The sequence below is a fragment of the Streptomyces sp. NPDC046727 genome, assembly GCF_040645635.1.
GTDB lineage: Bacteria > Actinomycetota > Actinomycetes > Streptomycetales > Streptomycetaceae > Streptomyces.
The window spans coordinates 42,491-59,756 of the sequence record NZ_JBEYYR010000016.1 but is presented as its reverse complement, the minus strand read 5'-3'; the positions used below and the strand labels follow the sequence as shown (position 1 = coordinate 59,756).

The 17,266-nt window shown below is 74.5% G+C and carries 14 protein-coding genes; 5 read left to right on the top strand and 9 right to left on the bottom strand.

Features of this window, described 5'->3' with window-relative positions; translation table 11 throughout:
* Nucleotides 1–5: 5 nt before the first annotated feature.
* From ABZ937_RS21055 to ABZ937_RS21045, 3 genes are all read right to left on the bottom strand, one after another.
* Complete coding sequence (locus ABZ937_RS21055) at nucleotides 6–2,798, bottom strand: beta-L-arabinofuranosidase domain-containing protein (protein ID WP_361693954.1); 2,793 nt, start codon at nucleotides 2,796–2,798, stop codon at nucleotides 6–8.
* Between the two features lie 110 nt (nucleotides 2,799–2,908).
* Entirely contained in the window at nucleotides 2,909–3,598 is a 690-nt protein-coding gene (locus tag ABZ937_RS21050; protein WP_361693952.1) for an HAD family phosphatase, read from the bottom strand.
* 20 nt (nucleotides 3,599–3,618) lie between these two features.
* On the bottom strand, nucleotides 3,619–4,095 hold the full coding sequence (locus ABZ937_RS21045; RefSeq protein WP_189300821.1) for an Lrp/AsnC family transcriptional regulator: 477 nt from the start codon (nucleotides 4,093–4,095) through the stop codon (nucleotides 3,619–3,621).
* Nucleotides 4,096–4,322: 227 nt separating this feature from the next.
* Here ABZ937_RS21045 and ABZ937_RS21040 point away from each other — a divergent pair, with 227 nt between their 5' ends.
* The gene (locus tag ABZ937_RS21040) at nucleotides 4,323–5,822 is read left to right on the top strand and encodes an FUSC family protein (RefSeq protein WP_361693950.1); all 1,500 of its coding nucleotides are present in this window, start codon (nucleotides 4,323–4,325) and stop codon (nucleotides 5,820–5,822) included.
* Nucleotides 5,823–6,117: 295 nt separating this feature from the next.
* Nucleotides 6,118–7,155 carry a lactonase family protein gene (locus ABZ937_RS21035; RefSeq protein WP_361693948.1) on the top strand — a complete coding sequence of 346 codons (1,038 nt, stop codon included), beginning with the start codon at nucleotides 6,118–6,120 and terminating at the stop codon, nucleotides 7,153–7,155.
* Nucleotides 7,156–7,269: 114 nt separating this feature from the next.
* Here the strand turns inward: ABZ937_RS21035 and ABZ937_RS21030 are convergent, their stop codons facing one another.
* The 4 genes from ABZ937_RS21030 to ABZ937_RS21015 all read right to left on the bottom strand — a co-directional run bounded on the left by ABZ937_RS21030 (nucleotide 7,270) and on the right by ABZ937_RS21015 (nucleotide 11,162).
* Nucleotides 7,270–8,196, bottom strand: coding sequence for a hypothetical protein (locus tag ABZ937_RS21030; RefSeq protein WP_361693946.1), 927 nt, complete (start codon nucleotides 8,194–8,196; stop codon nucleotides 7,270–7,272).
* 164 nt (nucleotides 8,197–8,360) lie between these two features.
* Entirely contained in the window at nucleotides 8,361–9,335 is a 975-nt protein-coding gene (locus ABZ937_RS21025; RefSeq protein WP_361693944.1) for a BadF/BadG/BcrA/BcrD ATPase family protein, read from the bottom strand.
* Entirely contained in the window at nucleotides 9,332–10,009 is a 678-nt protein-coding gene (locus ABZ937_RS21020; protein WP_361693942.1) for a uracil-DNA glycosylase, read from the bottom strand. Before ABZ937_RS21020 ends, ABZ937_RS21025 begins: the two co-directional genes overlap by 4 nt.
* Before the next feature lie 64 nt (nucleotides 10,010–10,073).
* Nucleotides 10,074–11,162: an exo-alpha-sialidase gene (locus tag ABZ937_RS21015; protein WP_361693940.1), complete on the bottom strand. Its 1,089-nt coding sequence runs from the start codon at nucleotides 11,160–11,162 to the stop codon at nucleotides 10,074–10,076.
* 277 nt (nucleotides 11,163–11,439) lie between these two features.
* Here ABZ937_RS21015 and ABZ937_RS21010 point away from each other — a divergent pair, with 277 nt between their 5' ends.
* Both ABZ937_RS21010 and ABZ937_RS21005 read left to right on the top strand, forming a co-directional pair.
* Nucleotides 11,440–12,033: a hypothetical protein gene (locus ABZ937_RS21010; protein WP_361693938.1), complete on the top strand. Its 594-nt coding sequence runs from the start codon at nucleotides 11,440–11,442 to the stop codon at nucleotides 12,031–12,033.
* Nucleotides 12,015–12,323, top strand: coding sequence for a hypothetical protein (locus ABZ937_RS21005; RefSeq protein WP_361693936.1), 309 nt, complete (start codon nucleotides 12,015–12,017; stop codon nucleotides 12,321–12,323). The genes ABZ937_RS21010 and ABZ937_RS21005 overlap by 19 nt, the downstream gene beginning before the upstream one ends.
* Before the next feature lie 103 nt (nucleotides 12,324–12,426).
* Here ABZ937_RS21005 and ABZ937_RS21000 read toward each other — a convergent pair whose 3' ends face one another.
* Entirely contained in the window at nucleotides 12,427–14,427 is a 2,001-nt protein-coding gene (locus ABZ937_RS21000; protein ID WP_361693934.1) for a HEAT repeat domain-containing protein, read from the bottom strand.
* 145 nt (nucleotides 14,428–14,572) lie between these two features.
* A complete protein-coding gene (locus ABZ937_RS20995; RefSeq protein ID WP_361693932.1) occupies nucleotides 14,573–16,252 on the bottom strand; it encodes a DNA alkylation response protein in 1,680 nt (559 codons plus the stop codon).
* Between the two features lie 71 nt (nucleotides 16,253–16,323).
* On the opposite strand from ABZ937_RS20995, the gene ABZ937_RS20990 reads away from it, so the two are divergent.
* On the top strand, nucleotides 16,324–17,082 hold the full coding sequence (locus tag ABZ937_RS20990; RefSeq protein WP_361693930.1) for a PaaX family transcriptional regulator C-terminal domain-containing protein: 759 nt from the start codon (nucleotides 16,324–16,326) through the stop codon (nucleotides 17,080–17,082).
* Nucleotides 17,083–17,266 lie beyond the last annotated feature (184 nt).

The following is a 17,266-nucleotide window of genomic DNA, read 5'->3' as shown; positions in this document are numbered from 1 at the left end:
GCCCGTCACCCCACGTAGGACGCCTCCCGTGCCGTACGCACCACCGCCTCCCCGTCCGCCCGTCCGAGCCGGCCCTCGGTCACCCAGCCGTCCACGACCTCCCGCACCCGTGCGACCAGCGCGCCCTTGGTGCGGAAGGGTGCGCCCGCCCACACCGCGTCGAGCAGCGTGGTCCCGTCGGCGCGGGCGGGGTTGGCGACGCCGGAGTCGAGGCCGCCGAACACCACCCGGGGCTCGGCGCGTCGGACGTAGGCGTGGGTCGGGTCCTCGGTCCCTTCGAGGAAGGGGGCGAACTCCGTGCCGTTCAGGGTGTAGTGGAGGGGAGAACCGGAGACCGGGGTGAGGGACGGCAGCAGGTCGCCGGAGAGGGCCGCGTTGCGGTAGAGGCCCACGTCCAGGTACGTGGTCGCCGAGCTGCGGCCGACCAGGTTGACCGGGCCGTAGAACAGGGCCTGCAGGGTCGGGTCGTCCGGGGTCGGCTCGGCCCGCAGCCGGAACGGCATGCTCACCCGGACCGTGTCCCCGGGCCGCCAGGTCCGGGAGAGGGTGAAGTAGCTGCCGGGGACCGGGGTTCCCCGCACCGGTCGCCCGTTGACCGTCACCCGGAACCCCGCGGTCGCCCACGCGGGCACGCGCAGCCGCAGCGCGAAGGAGGCCCGGCCCCCGCCGATGGTCAGCGTGCTGCCCTGCTCCTCGGGGAAGGCGGTGCGCTGGGTGACCGTGACGCCCCGCTCGCCCCAGGTGAGGGTGGAGGGGCTGTACAGGTTCACGTACAGCGCGCTGCCGTCGGCCGCGGCGAAGTACACCGAGTCCTGGTACTTCGTGGCGCTCTCCATGCCGGTGCCCTCGCAGCAGGTCGTGCCCTGCTTGGGCGTGTAGTCCCGGACGTGCCCGGGTGTCAGCCCGACGAAGTAGGTGACGAGCGGCTTCTCGGCGTCGGCCTTGTCCTGCTTGCTGCCGAGCACCTGGTTGTACAGGGCGCGCTCGTAGTAGTCCATGTACGCCGGGTCCGGCTCGTGCAGGAACAGCGCCCGGCTCAGCTTCAGCATGTTGTAGGCGCAGCAGGTCTCCGCCGTCGTCGCGCCGATCGTCCCCGCGATCACGTCCCGCGCCTTCCAGAACTCGCCGGTGCTGGTGCCGCCGATGCCGTACACGCGGTGGGGTACGACCATCCGCCAGAAGTTCTTCGCGGCGGTCAGGTAGCGCTGCTCGCCGGTCGCGTCGTACAGCCGGACCAGGCCCGTGAAGATCGGGATGTGCTGGTTGGCGTGCAGTCCGTCGAGGACGTCGGTGTCCGCGGCGCACGCGTCGATCAGCCGGTCCAGGTCGAACAGCCGGGCCAGCGCGAGGTGCTCGGGCGTGCCGCTGCGGTCGTGCAGATCGCAGACCGCCTCGACGATCCCGCCGTACTCGCCGCTGGAGAAGATCCCCCACATCCGTTGCAGGGTGGCCGCGGGCAGCCGGGACAGCCGCGCGTACATCCAGTCGCCCATGCCCGAGGCGAGGTCCAGCGCCCGCGCGTCACCGGTGGCGAGGTGGGCGTCCAGCAGCCCGCGAAGGATCTTGTGCGCGGTGTAGTACGGCGCCCAGACCTTGGTGTAGTCGCTGCCGGTCATCGACTCCAGCAGGATGAACTGCGTCTCCGGGTAGGCCGAGAGGAACCCGGGATGGCTGGGCCCGCCCCAGGTGCGGCGCAGGGCGGCGGACAGGCCCCGTCCGGAGGCGTCGGCGAAGCGTGAGCCGGACGTCTCGTCCAGCCGGTACGACACCAGGTCGCCGGGCCCGGCGGAGGTGTCGGCCGCGCGGGCGCCCTGGAGTTCCGCGATCTGCGCGGAGCTCAGCACCCGCGACCAGATCTGGACCTCCGCCAGGCCGCCCGCGAACACCGGGTCGGCGGCGTAGTGCGAGCGGCCCAGCCAGTGCTCGGCGAGGCCGCCGAGGGCCGCCGGGGTGAGCGTCATGGCGGTGTCGCGGGCCACGGCGGTGCCGTTGACATAGAGGGTGCCGGTGCCGTCGCCGAGGGTCACGGCAAGGTGGCTCCACCGGCCCAGCGGCAGCGGAGCCGTGCCGTTCAGCCCCTGCTCGCCGCCCGCGCCGGAGACGGTGACGGCGAACCTCGGCACCCCGGCGGCGTTGCGCACGGCGAGATACAGGTAGCGGGTGGTGTCGTCGCCGAAGTCCAGCACGCGAGCCCAGTTCGCGTCGTGTTCGGGCTTCACCCAGGCGGACAGTGTGACCGCGGTCGCGCCGCCGAGCACCCCGCCGGGCAGGTCGACGTACTGGTAGGACCCGCGCACCCGTTCCGCGGCCGGGCCGAAGGGGCCGTCCGCGGGCAGCACGACCGGGTCCCGGCGCAGCGCCTCCCGCACCTCGGTCAGCGCACCGACCATGGTCCGGATCCGGTCGCCGAACACCTTCTCGCCGGTGCTCGCGTACGCCTGCGCCAGCATGGTGAGGAAGTGCCCGGTGTAGTGCCCGCGCAGGTTCCCGCCCGCCTCCCCGTCCAGCCCCTCCCACCCACCGGGCGCGACCGCGCCGCCCGTGTCCAGCCCCGCGTTGGCCCGGAAGACCTGGAGCAGCCGGTTCACGTCGTAGCCTCGGGCGTGGTCGAGCATGAGGGCGCGTTTGCCGGCGAAGAGGCCGGGGGCGAGGGCGACGTCACCGAGGGCGAACGGCCGTAGGGCGCCGGCCGGCTCGGCCGCGGTCGCCCCGCCGGCGGCGGGGACGCTCAGGCCGGTCGCCGCGGCGGTCAGGGCGGTCGCTCGGAGGAGGGTGCGTCGCGACAGGGGCGGGGCCATGTGCTCCTCGATTCCATGTGTTCGATATATCGAACCTTGTTCGGGAAGTCGCCCAGAAGATAGAGAAGGGGTGGGGGAGCGTCAACGGTACTGACGGGTAGGGAGCCTGTTCAGCGGGCCGTGTCCCGCAGCCACGCGTACGCCGACTGTGCCGTGAACTCCCCCTGGCCGCCCCGCAGGAGCAGGGACGCCGCGGCGAACCCGGGCGCGTCGGCCTGGGCGGGGACGTACGGGATCGCGATGCACCGCATGCCGGCCGCGTGCGCGGCGGCCGCGCCCGGGGCCGCGTCCTCCAGGACCACGCAGTCGGCCGGGTCCGCTCCGAGCCGGCGGGCCGCCTCCAGGAAGACGTCCGGTGCGGGCTTCCCGTGGGGGACCTCGTCGGCGGAGACCGCCGTGCGCAGGAAGGCGGCCAGACCGGCGCCCGCCAGGATCGCCCCGATGGCCTCCGGGGAGGAGCCCGAGGCCACCGCCATGGGCACGTTCTCGGCGGCCAGCAGCTCCACGAACTTGCGCATCTCCGGGTACGCGCGCGTGCGGGTGCGGGCCAGGTTCAGATAGCGGCGGTTCGTCACGGCCAGCAGCTCCGCCACCGAGGCGCGCAGGCCGTAGCGCTCCCGCCAGAGCGCCACGGTCTCCCGGGTGCTGATCCCGACGTAGCTCTCGTGGTCCGCCCAGGTGAAGTCGGGGACGCCGTGCTCGGCCAGGGTCTGGCGGCTCGCCTCGTAGTAGTTCGGCTCGCTGTCCACCAGCGTGCCGTCGAGATCGAAGATGACCGAGAGGGCGCCGAGATCGCTCATGACGTCCAGGATGCCAAGCGTCAGGCGCGGGCCGCCCGGCCGACCGACTCCACCAGCGGCAGCAGCCGGTACGGGACGCGCTCCCGCAGCGCCACCTCGGTGCGGGTGCGCACCACCCCCGGGAGGCTGATCAGCTTCTGGATCACGTCCTCCAGATGCGCGTTGTCCCGGCCCACCACCCGGGCGAGCAGATCCCCGCCACCGGTGATCGAGAACGCCTCCACGATCTCCGGTACGGCCGCCAGCGCGTCCCCCACGTCGTCCAGATGGCCCTGGGTGACCTCGATGTGCACGAACGCCAGCACCGGATGGCCCAGCGCGGCGGGGGAGAGGGACGGGCCCGTGCCGGTGATCACCCCGTCCCGTTCCATCCGGTCCAGCCGCGCCTGGAGCGTGCCCCGGGCCACGCCGAGGATGCGGGCGTACTCACGCACGCTGGTGCGCGGCTGCTCCAGGAGCAGCCGCAGGATGCGGGTGTCGAGTTCGTCCACGGCCATGATGTACGACTGTACCAATGGCCCAAGTTGCCCGGCGCCGCGTGTGCCGCCCGACCTGGGCCGTTGGCATTCCGGCGGATCACCGCACCCGGTCGCTGCCGGGCCAATGGTGCAGTGAATCGGCCCTCACTTGAGCCAGTGACCCCGGTGATGCTCTCATGGACGTGTCGATGGCGCTGCGGATCCCCGCGGCGCCTTTTCTGTGCCGGTCCCAGGGGAGGGCAGCAGTGCTGAAGAGGGTGTTCGTGGCTCCGGACCCGGGCCGGGCGAGGCTGCGCTTCGCCGCGCGGGCCGTCCTCGGCATCGGAGCGGCGGTCGTGGTCTGCGCACTCGCCGGACACTCCCTCGCCGGTGCCGTCACCGGGGGTCTTGCCGCCCTGCTCGCCCTGTTCACCGTCACCGACCCGACCGTGCGCGGACAGGCGGTCACCACCGTGCTGCTGCCCGCCGTGGGCCTGCCGGTGCTCGCCGCCGCGGCAGAGCTGCACGACCACCCGGTCGCCCGCGACCTCACCTTCCTGGCCGTGGTCGGCGCCGGTGTGTACGCCCGCCGGTGGGGGCCGCGCGGGCACAGCCTCGGCGTGTTCGCCTTCATGACCTTCTTCGTGGCCCAGTTCCTGCACGCCGCCCCGGCCCAGCTGCCCGAGCTGTACGCCGCCGTCCTGCTCTCCGTGGTCACCGCGGCCGCCGTGCGGTTCGGCGTGTGGTGCTACGAGCGTCGGCTCCCTGCGGCCGTCGCCCCCGCCCCGCCCGCCGGGACCGGGCTGGCCCGGGTCACCACACGGCAGGCCGTGCAGGCGACCGCGGGCGCCGGATTCGCGCTCGTCCTGGGCCAGCTGGTGTCGGGGCAGCGCTGGTACTGGGCCGTCGGCGCCACCTGGTGGATCTTCGTCAACACCGCCTCGCGCGGCGAGACGCTGGTCCGCGGCTTCCGCCGGGTCCTCGGCACGGTGATCGGCATCTGCCTGGGCTTCCTCGTCGCCGTCCCCGTGCACGGCGCGCCCCTCCCGACGGCCGTCCTCGTCGCGGTCGCCGTCTTCGGCATCTTCTACACGGCCGCCGTCTCCTACACCTGGATGATGCTCTGGGTGACGCTGCTCGCCGAGCTGCTCTACGGCCTGCTCGGCGTCCTCAGCCCGGGACTGCTCGCGCTGCGGCTCGCCGAGACGGGGGTCGGCGCGCTCGGTGCGACGCTCGCGGTGGCGCTCGTACTGCCGGTCACCACGCACGCCACCACCGACGCCTGGATCCAGCGGGCCCTGCGCTGCGTGCACGCCTGCACGGCCGAGGCCGCGGCCCGCCTGGCCGGCTCCGCCACGGCCGACCCCGCGCCGCGCGTGGCCGAACTGGAGCAGCTGCTCGGCCGCGTCCGGCTCTCGGTGGCCCCGCTGGTGCACCCGCTGAACCCGATGCCGGCGCGCAAGGCACGGGCCCGCCGGGTGCTGGCGCTGCTCGACGACTGCGCCCGCGAGATCCGCGGCCTGGTCGCGGTCGCCGCCGACCCCGAGGCCTCCCACGACGCCCGCCTCGCCGCCGCCTGCTGGCGCGTCGAGGCCGCGGTCGAGGCCCTCACCGCGGGCCGCGCCGAACCCGTCCGCGGCCCCGCCGAGGCGCCCGCCGAACCGGCCCTTGCCCATCTGCACGGCTTGGAGCGGGCCCTCGCGGATCTGGCGGAGCCGCTGAGGACGCCGTCGGTCTCCCGGTCGGTCGGGGCCTGGGTGGAGTGACGTAGCGGAATCCGGGGGTCCGGTGAAGAGCCGCTCTGGCCGCTCCGTGTCCTTGGCTCAGGTCGCGGTGAGGTGGTCATCGCGGGCCGTGCCGATCCCGTCCGTGGCTCCGCCGAAGCGCCCGCCGAACCCGCCCTTGCCCATCTGCACGGCCTGGGTGGAGTGACGGGGCGGAGCCGGGGAGTCCGGCGAAGAACCGGCCTGCCACTCCGTCCCCTTGGTCTAGACCGCGTCTGACCGACTGCTACCGTCGGGCCCGGAGCGGCTCGACGGGCTCGACCGAGAGGGGACAGCGGTGGCACAGGACGGCACGGCGGGCAGGCGCCGGGCGTTCATCGGATCGTTCACGGCGGCCGGCGGCCCCGGACTGGTGACCGCGGAGGTCGCGCCGCGCACCGGGGCTCTCACCCTCGTCTCCGCCGTGCGGGACCTGCCCGACCCCTCCTACCTGGCCCTGTCCCGGGACCGGGCCACCCTCTACGCGGTCAGCGAGACGGCCGAGGGTGCCGTCGCCGCCTACCGCGTCACCGGCGACCGGCCCGAACCCGCCGGTGCCCCGGTACGGGTGGACGGCAGCGGTCCCACTCATCTCAGCCTCTACGCCGGGCATGTGCTGACCGCCAACTACGGCTGCGGCAGCGTCACCGCCGTACCCGTGCGCCCGGACGGCACGCTCGCAGGCGCGCTCTCCGGGCGGCTCCAGCACACCGGCTCCGGGCCGCACGACCGGCGCCAGCGCGGCCCGCACGCCCATCAGGTGCAACCCGACCCCAGCGGCCGGTGGGCCGTCAGCGTCGACCTCGGGACGGACTCGGTCCGGGTGTGCACCCTCACGGACGGCACCCCCGCCCTGCACCGCGAGATCGCCCTGCGCCCGGGCTCCGGCCCGCGCCATCTCGTCTTCCACCCGGACGGCGAGCACGCCTACGTGGTCAACGAACTGACCCCCACGGTCACGGTGTGCCGCTGGGACGCCACGGCCGGCTCGCTGAAGCCGCTGACCGAGGTCCCCGTGCTGCGGGACGCACCGGCCGGCGACGCCTACCCCTCGGGCATCGTCGTCTCGCCCGACGGCCGCTTCGTGTGGACCGCGACCCGCGGCGAGGACGTCCTGTCGGTCCTCGCCGTCGAAGCGGACGGGCTCCGGCTGACCGCCACGGTGCCCTGCGGCGGACGCTGGCCCCGCGCGCTGGCCGAGCACCACGGCTACCTCTACGCGGCCAACGAGCGCTCCGGTGACGTCACCTGGTTCGCCGTGGACGAGGCGACGGGCATCCCCCGCTACGACGGCTCGGTGCGGGTCGACGCGGCCTCCTGCGTCGTTTTCGGCTAGAGCACACCGGGAGAGCGTGAAGGGGACGCGGCCGGGCAAGACGAAGGGCCCGCTCCGGGACGGGAGCGGGCCCTTCGCCTTGCCACAGGTGCCGAGCGGCGGACGCCGGATGCGTCAGCGGACCGGCGCGCTCTGCGCCTGCTGCGGGGCGATGCCCAGCGCCGTCGTGTACTTGGCGAGCGCGAGCTTGCCGATCGCCGGGTACGCGCCGAGCGCCTCGGCCGTCGCGCAGCCCGCCTCCTCGGCCGCGGCGGCCAGCAGCGCCGGGTCGATCTCCGGGCCGATCAGGTACGGCGCCAGGGCAAGCTGGTGCGAGCCGGAGCCGCGCAGCTGCTCGGCCACGGAGGAGATGGAACCCTCCTGGTCCAGGGCCGCCGCCATCACCGGCACGGCCAGGCGCGCGGCGAGCAGCATGCCGGTGATCCCGGCCGCCTGCACGGCCTCCTCGCCGCCCACGGAAGCCAGGATGATGCCGTCCGCGGCCGTGGCCACGGTGAACAGCCGGGCGCGGTCGGCGCGGGCCAGGCTCGCCTCGGACAGTCGCACGTGCAGCGCCTCGGCGAGCAGCGGGTGCGGACCGAGGGCATCGGTCAGGTCGGCGGCGACCCGGCTGTCCATCACGGACTGCCGGATCTGACGCAGCAGCGCGCTGTCCGGACCGGCCAGCAGCGGAACGACGACCGCGACCGGGCCGTCGGGCTCCTTGATCCCCTCGACGCCGGCGGCGACGGCCTGCTCGTATCGGGCGCTGCGCTCCTCGGCGGTGCGCGCCAGCACGGAGCGGAGCGTGGGGAACTCGGTGTCGTCCCCGTCCAGGTACCCGATCCGGGCGTCCAGGCCGGGCAGCTCGGAGCGGGCGATGCTCACGACCTCCTCGGCGAGGCTGCGCGTGGCGGCGCTGGGCGCGCCGGGCACCGCGAGGACGAGCGCGGGCGCGCCCTCGGGAGCCACCAGCGGCTCCGGGCGGCGGTGCCGTCCGGGCTGGCGGGGTCGCGGCATTCGTACGGGCAGGCCGGACGCGGGTCCAGTGGGGGAGCTCATGGCGCCGCATGTTACTGGCTTCCTGGGCTCGGCCGTTCGGGGAGGGTGCAGGTGAGCGGTTTACGTCCAGTTTTGTCTGATGAGTTACGTACAGATGACACGCTTACCAGGCACATGCCGGACGCAAAACCACGCACCTGGACAGAACCGCCCTTGACGGGCCTTCAATCACCCTGCGTACGGACCACGTACAGCAGCGCCGGTTCACCCGGCAGGGTGAACCGGCCCGCGGCCAGGTCCGTCGCGATCCGTACCGAGCCGTGCAACGGGTCCCCCTCGGCCGGCACCTGCCGGGCGTGCGGCAGCCTGCGCGCCAGCTCCTCGCGCAGGGGTACGAGGAGCGGGTCGCCCATCTTGAACAGGCCGCCGGTGAACGCGACTTCGGGTGCGCCGTCCGCCGGGCACACGGCCGCGGCCGAGTCGGCCATGTGCCCGGCCGCCGCGCGCAGGATGTCCGCGGCGACCGGGTCGTGCGCGGCGCACGCGGCCACCCGCGGTGCGAAGGAGGCGAGTACGGCGGCCCGGTCGGTGCGCGGGTACAGCAGCCCGGGCAGGCCGCGCACCGGGCCGAACTGCTCCTCCGCGCAGGTCAACAGCGGTGCCGAACCGCCGGCCCGGCCGTCATGGGCGCGCAGCGCCGCCTCCAGACCGGCCCGGCCGATCCAGGCACCGCTGCCGCAGTCGCCCAGCAGATGGCCCCAGCCGTCGGCCCGCCGCCAGCCCGTCAGGTCCGTGCCGATCGCGATCAGCCCGGTGCCCGCGGCGACAACGGCACCCGGACGCGGCCCGAGAGCGCCGACGTACGCCGTGACGGCGTCGGCGGCGAGCGCCAGGGTCCGCACACCCAGCTCCCGGGCGAGCACGCCGGGCAGTTCGGCGCGCAGGGCGTCGCCCAGGCTGGCGAACCCGGCGGCGCCGACGACGGCCGTGTCCAGCTCGGCCACCCCCGCCTCGGTGGCCAGGGCGCGGGCCACCGGAACGAGTTGTGCCATCAGGTGGGCGGGGTCGATGCCCCGCTCGCCCGTGCGCACCGGCTCCCGGGTCTCCCGCTGGGCCGAGGGCTCCCGCCCCGGGACACCGACGGCGACCCGGAGGCCGGAACCGCCGGAGTCCACGGCGAGATACCCGGGAGCGGTCACGGCAGGCGCCAGTCCACCGGCTGTCCGCCCTGCTGGATCAGCAGGTCGTTGGCCCGGCTGAACGGGCGCGAACCGAAGAATCCGCGGTCGGCCGACATGGGCGAGGGATGCGCGGACTCCACCGCCGGCAGACTGCCCAGCAGCGGACGCAGGTTGCGGGCGTCACGGCCCCACAGGATGGACACCAGCGGCTTGCCGCGCGCCGCGAGGGCCCGGATCGCCTGCTCGGTGACCTCTTCCCAGCCCTTGCCGCGATGCGCACCCGGGCTGCGGGGTGCGGTGGTGAGCGCCCTGTTGAGCAGCAGCACGCCCTGCTGCGTCCACGGGGTCAGGTCGCCGGTGGACGGCTGGGGCAGCCCGAGGTCGGTGTTCAGCTCGCGGTAGATGTTGATCAGACTGGGCGGCAGCGGGCGCACCTCCGGCGCTACGGAGAACGACAGCCCCACCGCGTGCCCCGGGGTCGGATACGGGTCCTGACCGACGATCAGGACCCGTACCTCGTCGAAGGGTTGCTGGAAGGCCCGCAGGACGTTCGGTCCGGCCGGGAGGTAGGTGCGTCCCGCGGCGATCTCCGCGCGCAGGAAGTCGCCCATCTCGGCGATCCGTCCGGTGACGGGCTCCAGGGCCTTCGCCCAGCCCGCTTCGACGATTTCATGCAAGGGTCGTGGTGCCACGGGCGTCACCCTACTGCCGTACACCCGTCGGCGATCAACCGATGGCCCTTGCCCGTGCGTGCGGTCAGCCGACCGCCGCCGCCCGTACGCACAGCACGTCCGGCAGATGCGCGGCCAGCTGCCGCCAGCTGTCTCCGTCGTCGGCCGAGGCGTACAGCTCGCCGTTGCGGTTGCCGAAGTACACCCCGGCGGGGTCGGAGTCGTCCGTGCACAGGGCGTCCCGCAGGACCGTGCCGTAGTGGTCCTCCTCCGGCAGTCCCTTGGTCAGCGGCTCCCAGGTCAGGCCCGCGTCCGCGGTGCGGAAGACCCGGCAGCGGCGCTCGGCGGGCACCCGGTCGGCGTCGGCGTTGATCGGGAAGACGTACGCCGTGTCGCCCCGGTGCGGGTGCGCGGCCATCGCGAAACCGAACGTGGTCGGCAGGTCCGCGCCGATGTCGGTCCACTGCCCGCCCGCGTCGTCGCTGCGGTACACCCCCCAGTGGTTCTGCAGATACAGCCGGTCAGGGTCGCCCGCGTCTCTGGCGACCTTGTGCACGCACTGGCCGAACTCCGGGTCCGGATCCGGCAGGAACACCGCGGACACACCGGAGTTGGACGGCGCCCAGCTCGCCCCGCCGTCGGTCGTGCGGAACACGCCCGCCGCGGAGACGGCCACTGTCACGGCCGCCGGATCACGGGCGTCGGTGAGCACCGTGTGCAGGCCCTCGCCACCGCCGCCCGGCACCCACTGCGAGCGGGTCGGGTGCTCCCACAGCGGCCGGACCAGCTCGAAGCTCTCGCCGCGGTCCTCCGAGCGGTACAGCGCGGCCGGTTCCGTGCCCGCGTACACCACGTCGGGCTCGGCGGCGGACGGGTGCAGCTGCCAGACGCGCTCCAGGGAGGCGCCGGTGTCCTTCGGGAACTTCACGGCGGGCTGGGCCGGTTCGGTCCAGGTGCGGCCCAGATCGTCGGAGTGGAAAACCGACGGGCCCCAGTGCGCGCTGTCGCCGCCCGCCAGCAGCCGAGGCCGGGCGCCCCGGGTGTCGATCGCGACCGAGTACACCGCCTGGGCGTTGAAATACGGACTCTCGTCGAACTCCCAGGGGCCGCCGCCCCTCCGCCGCCCGATGAACAGGCCCTTGCGGGTGCCCACCGCGAGAAGTACCTCGGCCATGCCGATCACCTCCGGGACGTCATTGTCGCCGTAGTTCGTCGTCAGTTATCGGCCAGTCTGCACCCCACCACTGACACTCTCCCCCAGATGACGCGTCCCCGCAGGTCAGAGGCTGTGTCGCCGGCCCGCTGCCAAGATCGGCCGGTTCCCTTCCGGCATGCGCCTGCGCGAGAGGGGTGTCTCGTGCGACCGTCGGGGTGACGGCTCGTCGTGAGCAACGGAGCGATCTCTCCCGTATGGGAGGGCGGTCCGGCCGGTCGGTGCGCTCGTGAGGAGGATGCCTTTGAAGGCGTTCCGTGGTCCGAAGGTGTGGCTGTGGCGCTGGCGGCGCAACCCGCTCAAACGCCGGGCCGACATGGTGGAGGCCTGGGTCCTGCTCGGTGCCTGGCTGCTGACGGTCCTGACCGGAGTGCTGGCCGGTCTCGCGGCGGCCGGCTCGGTGGAGCACGGGCTCGCCCGGGAGCGGGCCCTCTGGCGGCCCGCCGTAGCCCGCGTCGTCGCACAGGTGCCGGGGTCGTCCCCCGCGAGCAGCAGCCATGCCTCCGCCGGTGAGCAGGTCTGGGCCAAGGTCCGCTGGGCGGCGACCGACGGCTCCGCCCACACGGGCCGGGTCCGGGTGGAGCCCGGCAGCAAGGCCGGTACGCCGGTCACCGTATGGACCGACCCGCAGGGCCACCTCGTCACCCGCCCCGCCACCGCCTCCGAGGCCGCGTTCCGGTCCACCCTGATAGGCCTCCTGGTCGGCGTGAGCACCGCCGCGGTGCCCTTGGCCGGCGGCCTGGCCGTACGAGGCCGCCTGGAACGCCGTCGCATGGAAGCCTGGGACACGGAATGGGCCCGCCTGGGCCCGCAGTGGGGGCGGATGGTCTGAGCCCGGCCCTGGGCCGGCCGCGCGGTGAGCTGCTCGCGCAGGGGGTGGAGGAGCTGGAGGCCGCGCTGACGCACGTCCTGGCCGGAATCGGCGCCCTGCTGATCCGCCGCCGTCCGAGACACCGGCCGACCGGCCCGGAGACCGCCGCCCAGGGCGTGAACGGGGCCGACGCGACTCTTACGGTCGCCGCCCTCCCGGGCCGCGGCGGCAGTTCCCTCATGGCGCGCCGGCCTCACGGCGCGTCAGCCCCACGCAACGCCGTGCTGCGGCCTCGTGGCACGCTGGCCTGACGGCCCGCCAGCCCCCCGCAACGCCGCGTCGGCTCCACGCCGCGCTGACCCACGCCCCACGCCACGCCGTCCCCCGAGACCGCCACGCCGGTGCCTCCAACGCCTACGGACTCGCCAGCTCCGCCAGCACCTCCCCGCACATCCGCACCAGTTCCTCGTCGTCCGGTATGTCGCGGTGCCCGTACGCGCCCGCGCGGGACGTGTGGCGGCGGGGGCGGGTCAGTTCCGTGGTGATCAGGTCGTGCAGCGGTGCGGCGGCGGGGCCCATCGTGATCAGGCAGCGGGCGATGGGGACGCGGGTGCGCGGGTCCGCCGCCCAGGCGGCCCGGAGGACGGGCCGGACCGGGTCCGGATCGCCGCCGATGCGCCACAGGGCGCGGGCCACCGGTACGCGCTCCCGTACCGGCCCCGACCGGACGAGCCGGCGCAGCTCGGGCAGCGCGGTGCGCGCGGCCGGGCCCATCCTGCCGAGCTGCCGGACGGCGCTGCGACGGGCACCCGGATCGGGGTGCGCCAACTCGCGCAGCAGGACGGGGAGTACGGCGGAGGCGTCCCCGTCCGCCGACCACAGCGCGCCCGCCGCGGTGGCCGCGTGCCGGGTCTGGAGCAGTGGGCGCAGGAAGGGTGCCGCACGGGTGGCGGCGCCCAGCTTCGTGAGGATCTCGATCACGTCGTCGGCGACAGCGTCCCGCGCTCCCAGGCCGTCGGGGGAGCCCGACAGGAGGCGCAGCAGTTCGGGGACGGCGTCCCGGTCGCCGATGGCCTTGACCGCCGTCAGCAGCGGGGCGGCGAGCCGGGCCGCTGCGGGGGAGGCCAGCGGGATGCGGGCGAGGCGGTGGCGCAGCGCGGGGGCCAGCGGGGCCGCGGCCCGGCCGAGGTGGGCGAGTTCGAAGCCCAGCCCGACGGGTGCCGACGGGCCGGCCAGTAGCTGGGCCAGAGCCGGGACCGCGCGGGGATCACCGGTCCTGGCCAGTGCCTTGAGCGGGCCGCCCAGCGTGGGCGTGGAGCGCTCCCAGCGGTGCGTCCACAGGTCGGGCCGGGCGGTCACCAGCGCGTGCAGCTCGTCCGCGGCGGGCGCCGCCAGGGTGTACAGCTCCGCCAGGACCGACACGGCCGCGTCCCGCAACCGGTCCTCCTCGGTGTTCAGCTGGGCGCCGAGCAGCCGTACCGGCTCGTCGTACGCGCCGCGCCAGCCGCGGAACAGCCCCGCCGACATCCACACGGCATTGCACCGGTCCACCGGGTCCGGGCTGGTCAACTGGCCGGTGAGCAGGGCGATCCGGTCGTCCACCCGGTCGCCGAGCGCGCTGTGCAGGGTGCGCAGCAGCACGGCGCCCTGCTCGTCGGAGGGGCGCAGCCGCCGGATCCGCCGCACCAGGGTGTCCGTGCCGGAGTGCTCCCGGCTCCCGCGCCGCTGCGCGGACCGCTGCTGCAGCAGGCGGACCGCCGCCGGCACCAGGTCGGCGGGGAGCCGGCCGGGCGCGCGGAGTGCGAGCTGGCCGAGCGCGGCGAGCCGCAGCCCCGGCGCGTAGGGTGGCGCGCTCTGCTCTGCCAGCAGGTCCACCGCCCCGCCGGCGTGCGCGGGGTACCGGTGCGCGAACAGGCCGAGCGCCTCCGTGAGGGCCAGCAGCACACTGTCGTCCCGCTCGGCCCGCAGCCGCCGCCGCAGCAGCTCCAGGACCCGCGGCGGATCGTGCAGGAAGCGCACCAGCGCCCCGGTCGCCGCCCGGCGGACCGACGGGTCCGGGTCACCGGCGAGCGCGGCGAAGGCCTCGGCGCCCGCGCACACCGCCTCCCGCGCCCGCCGGTCCCGGCCCGCGTCCTCCGCGCTCTCCCCGCCGATGCTGACCAGCAACTCCACGATGCCGCCCCGGTCCGGCACCTCCTCGCGGGCCGCGAGCGCGAACAGGAAGGGCACGACGGCCAGCGTCGAGTCGTACACCCTTCCCTCGTGGTGCACCGCGCCGTACATCCCGTCGAGGGCGGTCGCCCGCTCGGCGGTGTCCGCGGACGCCAGCGCCCGTAACCAACCGGGCACGTCCTCCGCGCTGCCGTGCGCGTGCCGCAGCGAGGCCCAGTCGACCTCGTCGATCCCCGTGACCACGTTGTCCTCCCCAGGCGAGTGCCACCTGATCGCGAGTGTGCACCACGACACCGACAACGGTCCGGAATCATCCGCTGACTGTGTGCGATCCGTCGGCGGTCACCGGCCACGGGGACGCACTCGGCCGCACGCGCGCGTGGAGGGGTCAGTTCTCGCCGGGCAGGGCGCGCTGAAGGATGGTGTCCAGGTCGGCTCCGGCAGGGAGGGTGCCGAACGCGTGGCCCCAGTCGCCGCCCAGCCGGGTCGCGCAGAAGGCGTCCGCGACCGGGTGCGGGGCGTGCCGGACGAGCAGGGAGGCCTGCAGGGCGAGCGCCATCCGCTCGACCAGCCGACGGGCGCCCACCTGATCGGTTTCGGCCAATTGGGCCTTGAGTGCGGCCACGGCCGTGTCGAGGCGGGCGTCCGCCCCGCGCGCGAGGGCGAGTTCGGCGAACAGGGCCTCGGCAGTCTCCTGCTCGCGGCCGAGGGCGCGCAGCACGTCGAGCGCGTTGACGTTCCCGGAGCCCTCCCAGATCGACAGCAGCGGGGCCTCCCGGTAGTGCCGGGGCATGCCGGAGTCCTCGACGTATCCGTTGCCTCCCAGGCATTCCAGGGCCTCGGCGGTGAAGGCCGGGCCGCGCTTGGTCACCCAGTACTTGCCGACGGCGGTCGCGATGCGCCGGAAGGCCCGCTCCGAGGCGTCCCCACGCACCGCCCGGTCCGCCGCGCCGGCCAGCCGCAGTGTGAGCGTCGTCGCCGCCTCCGACTCCAGCGCGAGATCGGCCAGGACGTTGCGCATCAGCGGCTGGTCGATCAGCCGCGCGCCGAACGCGCTGCGATGCCGGGCGTGATGCCCCGCCTCGACCAGCGTCTTGCGCATCAGGGTCGCCGAGGACATCACACAGTCCAGCCGGGTGCAGTTGACCATCTCGATGATGGTCTTGACGCCCCGGCCCTCCGGACCCACCAGCCAGGCCACGGTCCGGTCGAACTCCGGTTCCGAGGAGGCGTTGGACCGGTTGCCCAGCTTGTCCTTCAGCCGCTGGATACGGAAGGTGTTGCGGCTGCCGTCCGGCAGGATCCGTGGGACGAGGAAGCAGGACAGGCCGCCCGGTGCCTGCGCCAGCACCAGGAACACGTCGCACATCGGAGCCGACGTGAACCACTTGTGCCCGCGCAGCGTGTACACGCCCGCCTCGCCGGTGGGCGTGGCCGTGGTGGTGTTCGTCCGGACGTCGGAGCCGCCCTGCTTCTCGGTCATGCCCATCCCGGCGAGCAGCCCCGGCTTCTCGGCGGGGACGCGCAGCTCGGGGTCGTACTCCCGGCTGGTGAGCAGCGGCTCGTACACCTTGGCGAGATCCGGCTGCGCGCGCAGGGCGGGAACGGCGGCGTACGTCATGGAGGTCGGGCAGCCGTGGCCCGCCTCCGTGTGCCCCCACACCAGTCCGCCGGCGGTCCGGGCGACGTGCGCGCCCGGCCGGTCGTCGGCCCAGGGGGCGCCGGCCAGGCCCTCGGCGACCGCCGTCCGCATCAGGTGGTGCCAGCTGGGGTGGAACTCCACCTCGTCGACGCGGTGGCCGTAGCGGTCGTGGGTGCGCAGCACCGGCTCGTGCCGGTTCGCCTGCTCGCCCCACTCCTGGGCCTCCGCGCTGCCGGCGCGCGCCCCCAGCCGCCGGATGCCGTCCTCGGCCCACCCGGCGCCCTCCCGGCGCAGTCCTTCGAGGAGGGCCGGGTCGTCGGAGGCGTCGTACGGGGCGAGCGACGGGGGCTGGTTGGTGACGTCGTGCGTGGCGTACGGCTGCGGGGGCTGCGACGGCAGCTGCGACTGCTCGGGAATCGAGACCATACGAGCATGTTGCACTCTCCCTGCGACTGTAGCAATGATGCAACAACAAGGCGCACGTACAGTACGGGTCCATGCGCATGAACGTCCCGGCGGAGCCCGGCCCGGCCGGCCTGCGACCGCTGTCCGCCCGGTCGGTCGTGCTGAGCCTGCTCCTCGGCGTGCATCCGCCCGAGCTGCCGGTGAAGGACCTGGTCCGGCTCGTGGAACCGTTCGGGGTCGGCGGCTCCACGCTGCGGGCCGCGCTGAGCCGGATGGTGGCCGCCGGGGACCTGAGGCGCACGGACGCCGTCTACCGGCTCAGCGACCGGCTGCTGGCCCGGCAGCGCCGCCAGGACGACGCCGTGCACCCGCGCACGCGCGCGTGGGACGGCGACTGGGAGATGGTGGTGATCACGGCGACCGGCCGCGGCCCCGCCGAACGCGCCGACCTGCGCGCCCGGCTGACCGCTCTGCGCCTGGCCGAACTCCGCGAGGGCGTGTGGCTGCGCCCGGCCAACCTCGACCGCCCCCTGCCGGCCGGTCTGCGCCGGGTGGCCCTGACGTACACCGCCCGCCCCGACGAGCCCGCGCGCGAGCTGGCCGCCCGGCTCTGGCCGCTGGACGGCTGGGCGGACACCGCCCGCTCCCTGCTCGCCCGTGCCACCGGAGCCGGCCGCCCGGCCGACCGGCTCACCGCCTACGCGGCGGCCGTCCGCCATCTGCTGACCGACCCGGTCCTGCCGTCCGTACTGCTGCCCCCCGACTGGCCGGGAGAGGACCTGCGAACGGCCTACGCCGGCTACCGGAGCGAACTCGCCGCGGCGCTCGGCGCGCGGGAACGGGAGTACTGACCGCCGTGTGAGCCCCGCGCAGGACTCAACGCCCCGGGTCGACACGCCCGTTGGCAAGAATTTGCTTGTCATGCAAGTCGGGTCATGTCAGAGTGGCATCATCGCGACGAATGACTGGGGGATACAGCGATACACGGGGGACGGGGGAAAGAAGTCCCTTCTGCGTAGCGTGCGCTGAATGTTG

Coding starts and splice junctions, on each gene's coding strand:
- ABZ937_RS21015 (WP_361693940.1), bottom strand. CDS start 11,162: ATGGCCGAGGTACTTCTCGCGGTGGGCACCCGCAAGGGCCTGTTCATC.
- ABZ937_RS21030 (WP_361693946.1), bottom strand. CDS start 8,196: ATGAGCTCCCCCACTGGACCCGCGTCCGGCCTGCCCGTACGAATGCCG.
- ABZ937_RS21050 (WP_361693952.1), bottom strand. CDS start 3,598: ATGAGCGATCTCGGCGCCCTCTCGGTCATCTTCGATCTCGACGGCACG.
- ABZ937_RS21010 (WP_361693938.1), top strand. CDS start 11,440: ATGCCTTTGAAGGCGTTCCGTGGTCCGAAGGTGTGGCTGTGGCGCTGG.
- ABZ937_RS21045 (WP_189300821.1), bottom strand. CDS start 4,095: ATGGCCGTGGACGAACTCGACACCCGCATCCTGCGGCTGCTCCTGGAG.
- ABZ937_RS20990 (WP_361693930.1), top strand. CDS start 16,324: ATGCGCATGAACGTCCCGGCGGAGCCCGGCCCGGCCGGCCTGCGACCG.
- ABZ937_RS20995 (WP_361693932.1), bottom strand. CDS start 16,252: ATGGTCTCGATTCCCGAGCAGTCGCAGCTGCCGTCGCAGCCCCCGCAG.
- ABZ937_RS21055 (WP_361693954.1), bottom strand. CDS start 2,798: ATGGCCCCGCCCCTGTCGCGACGCACCCTCCTCCGAGCGACCGCCCTG.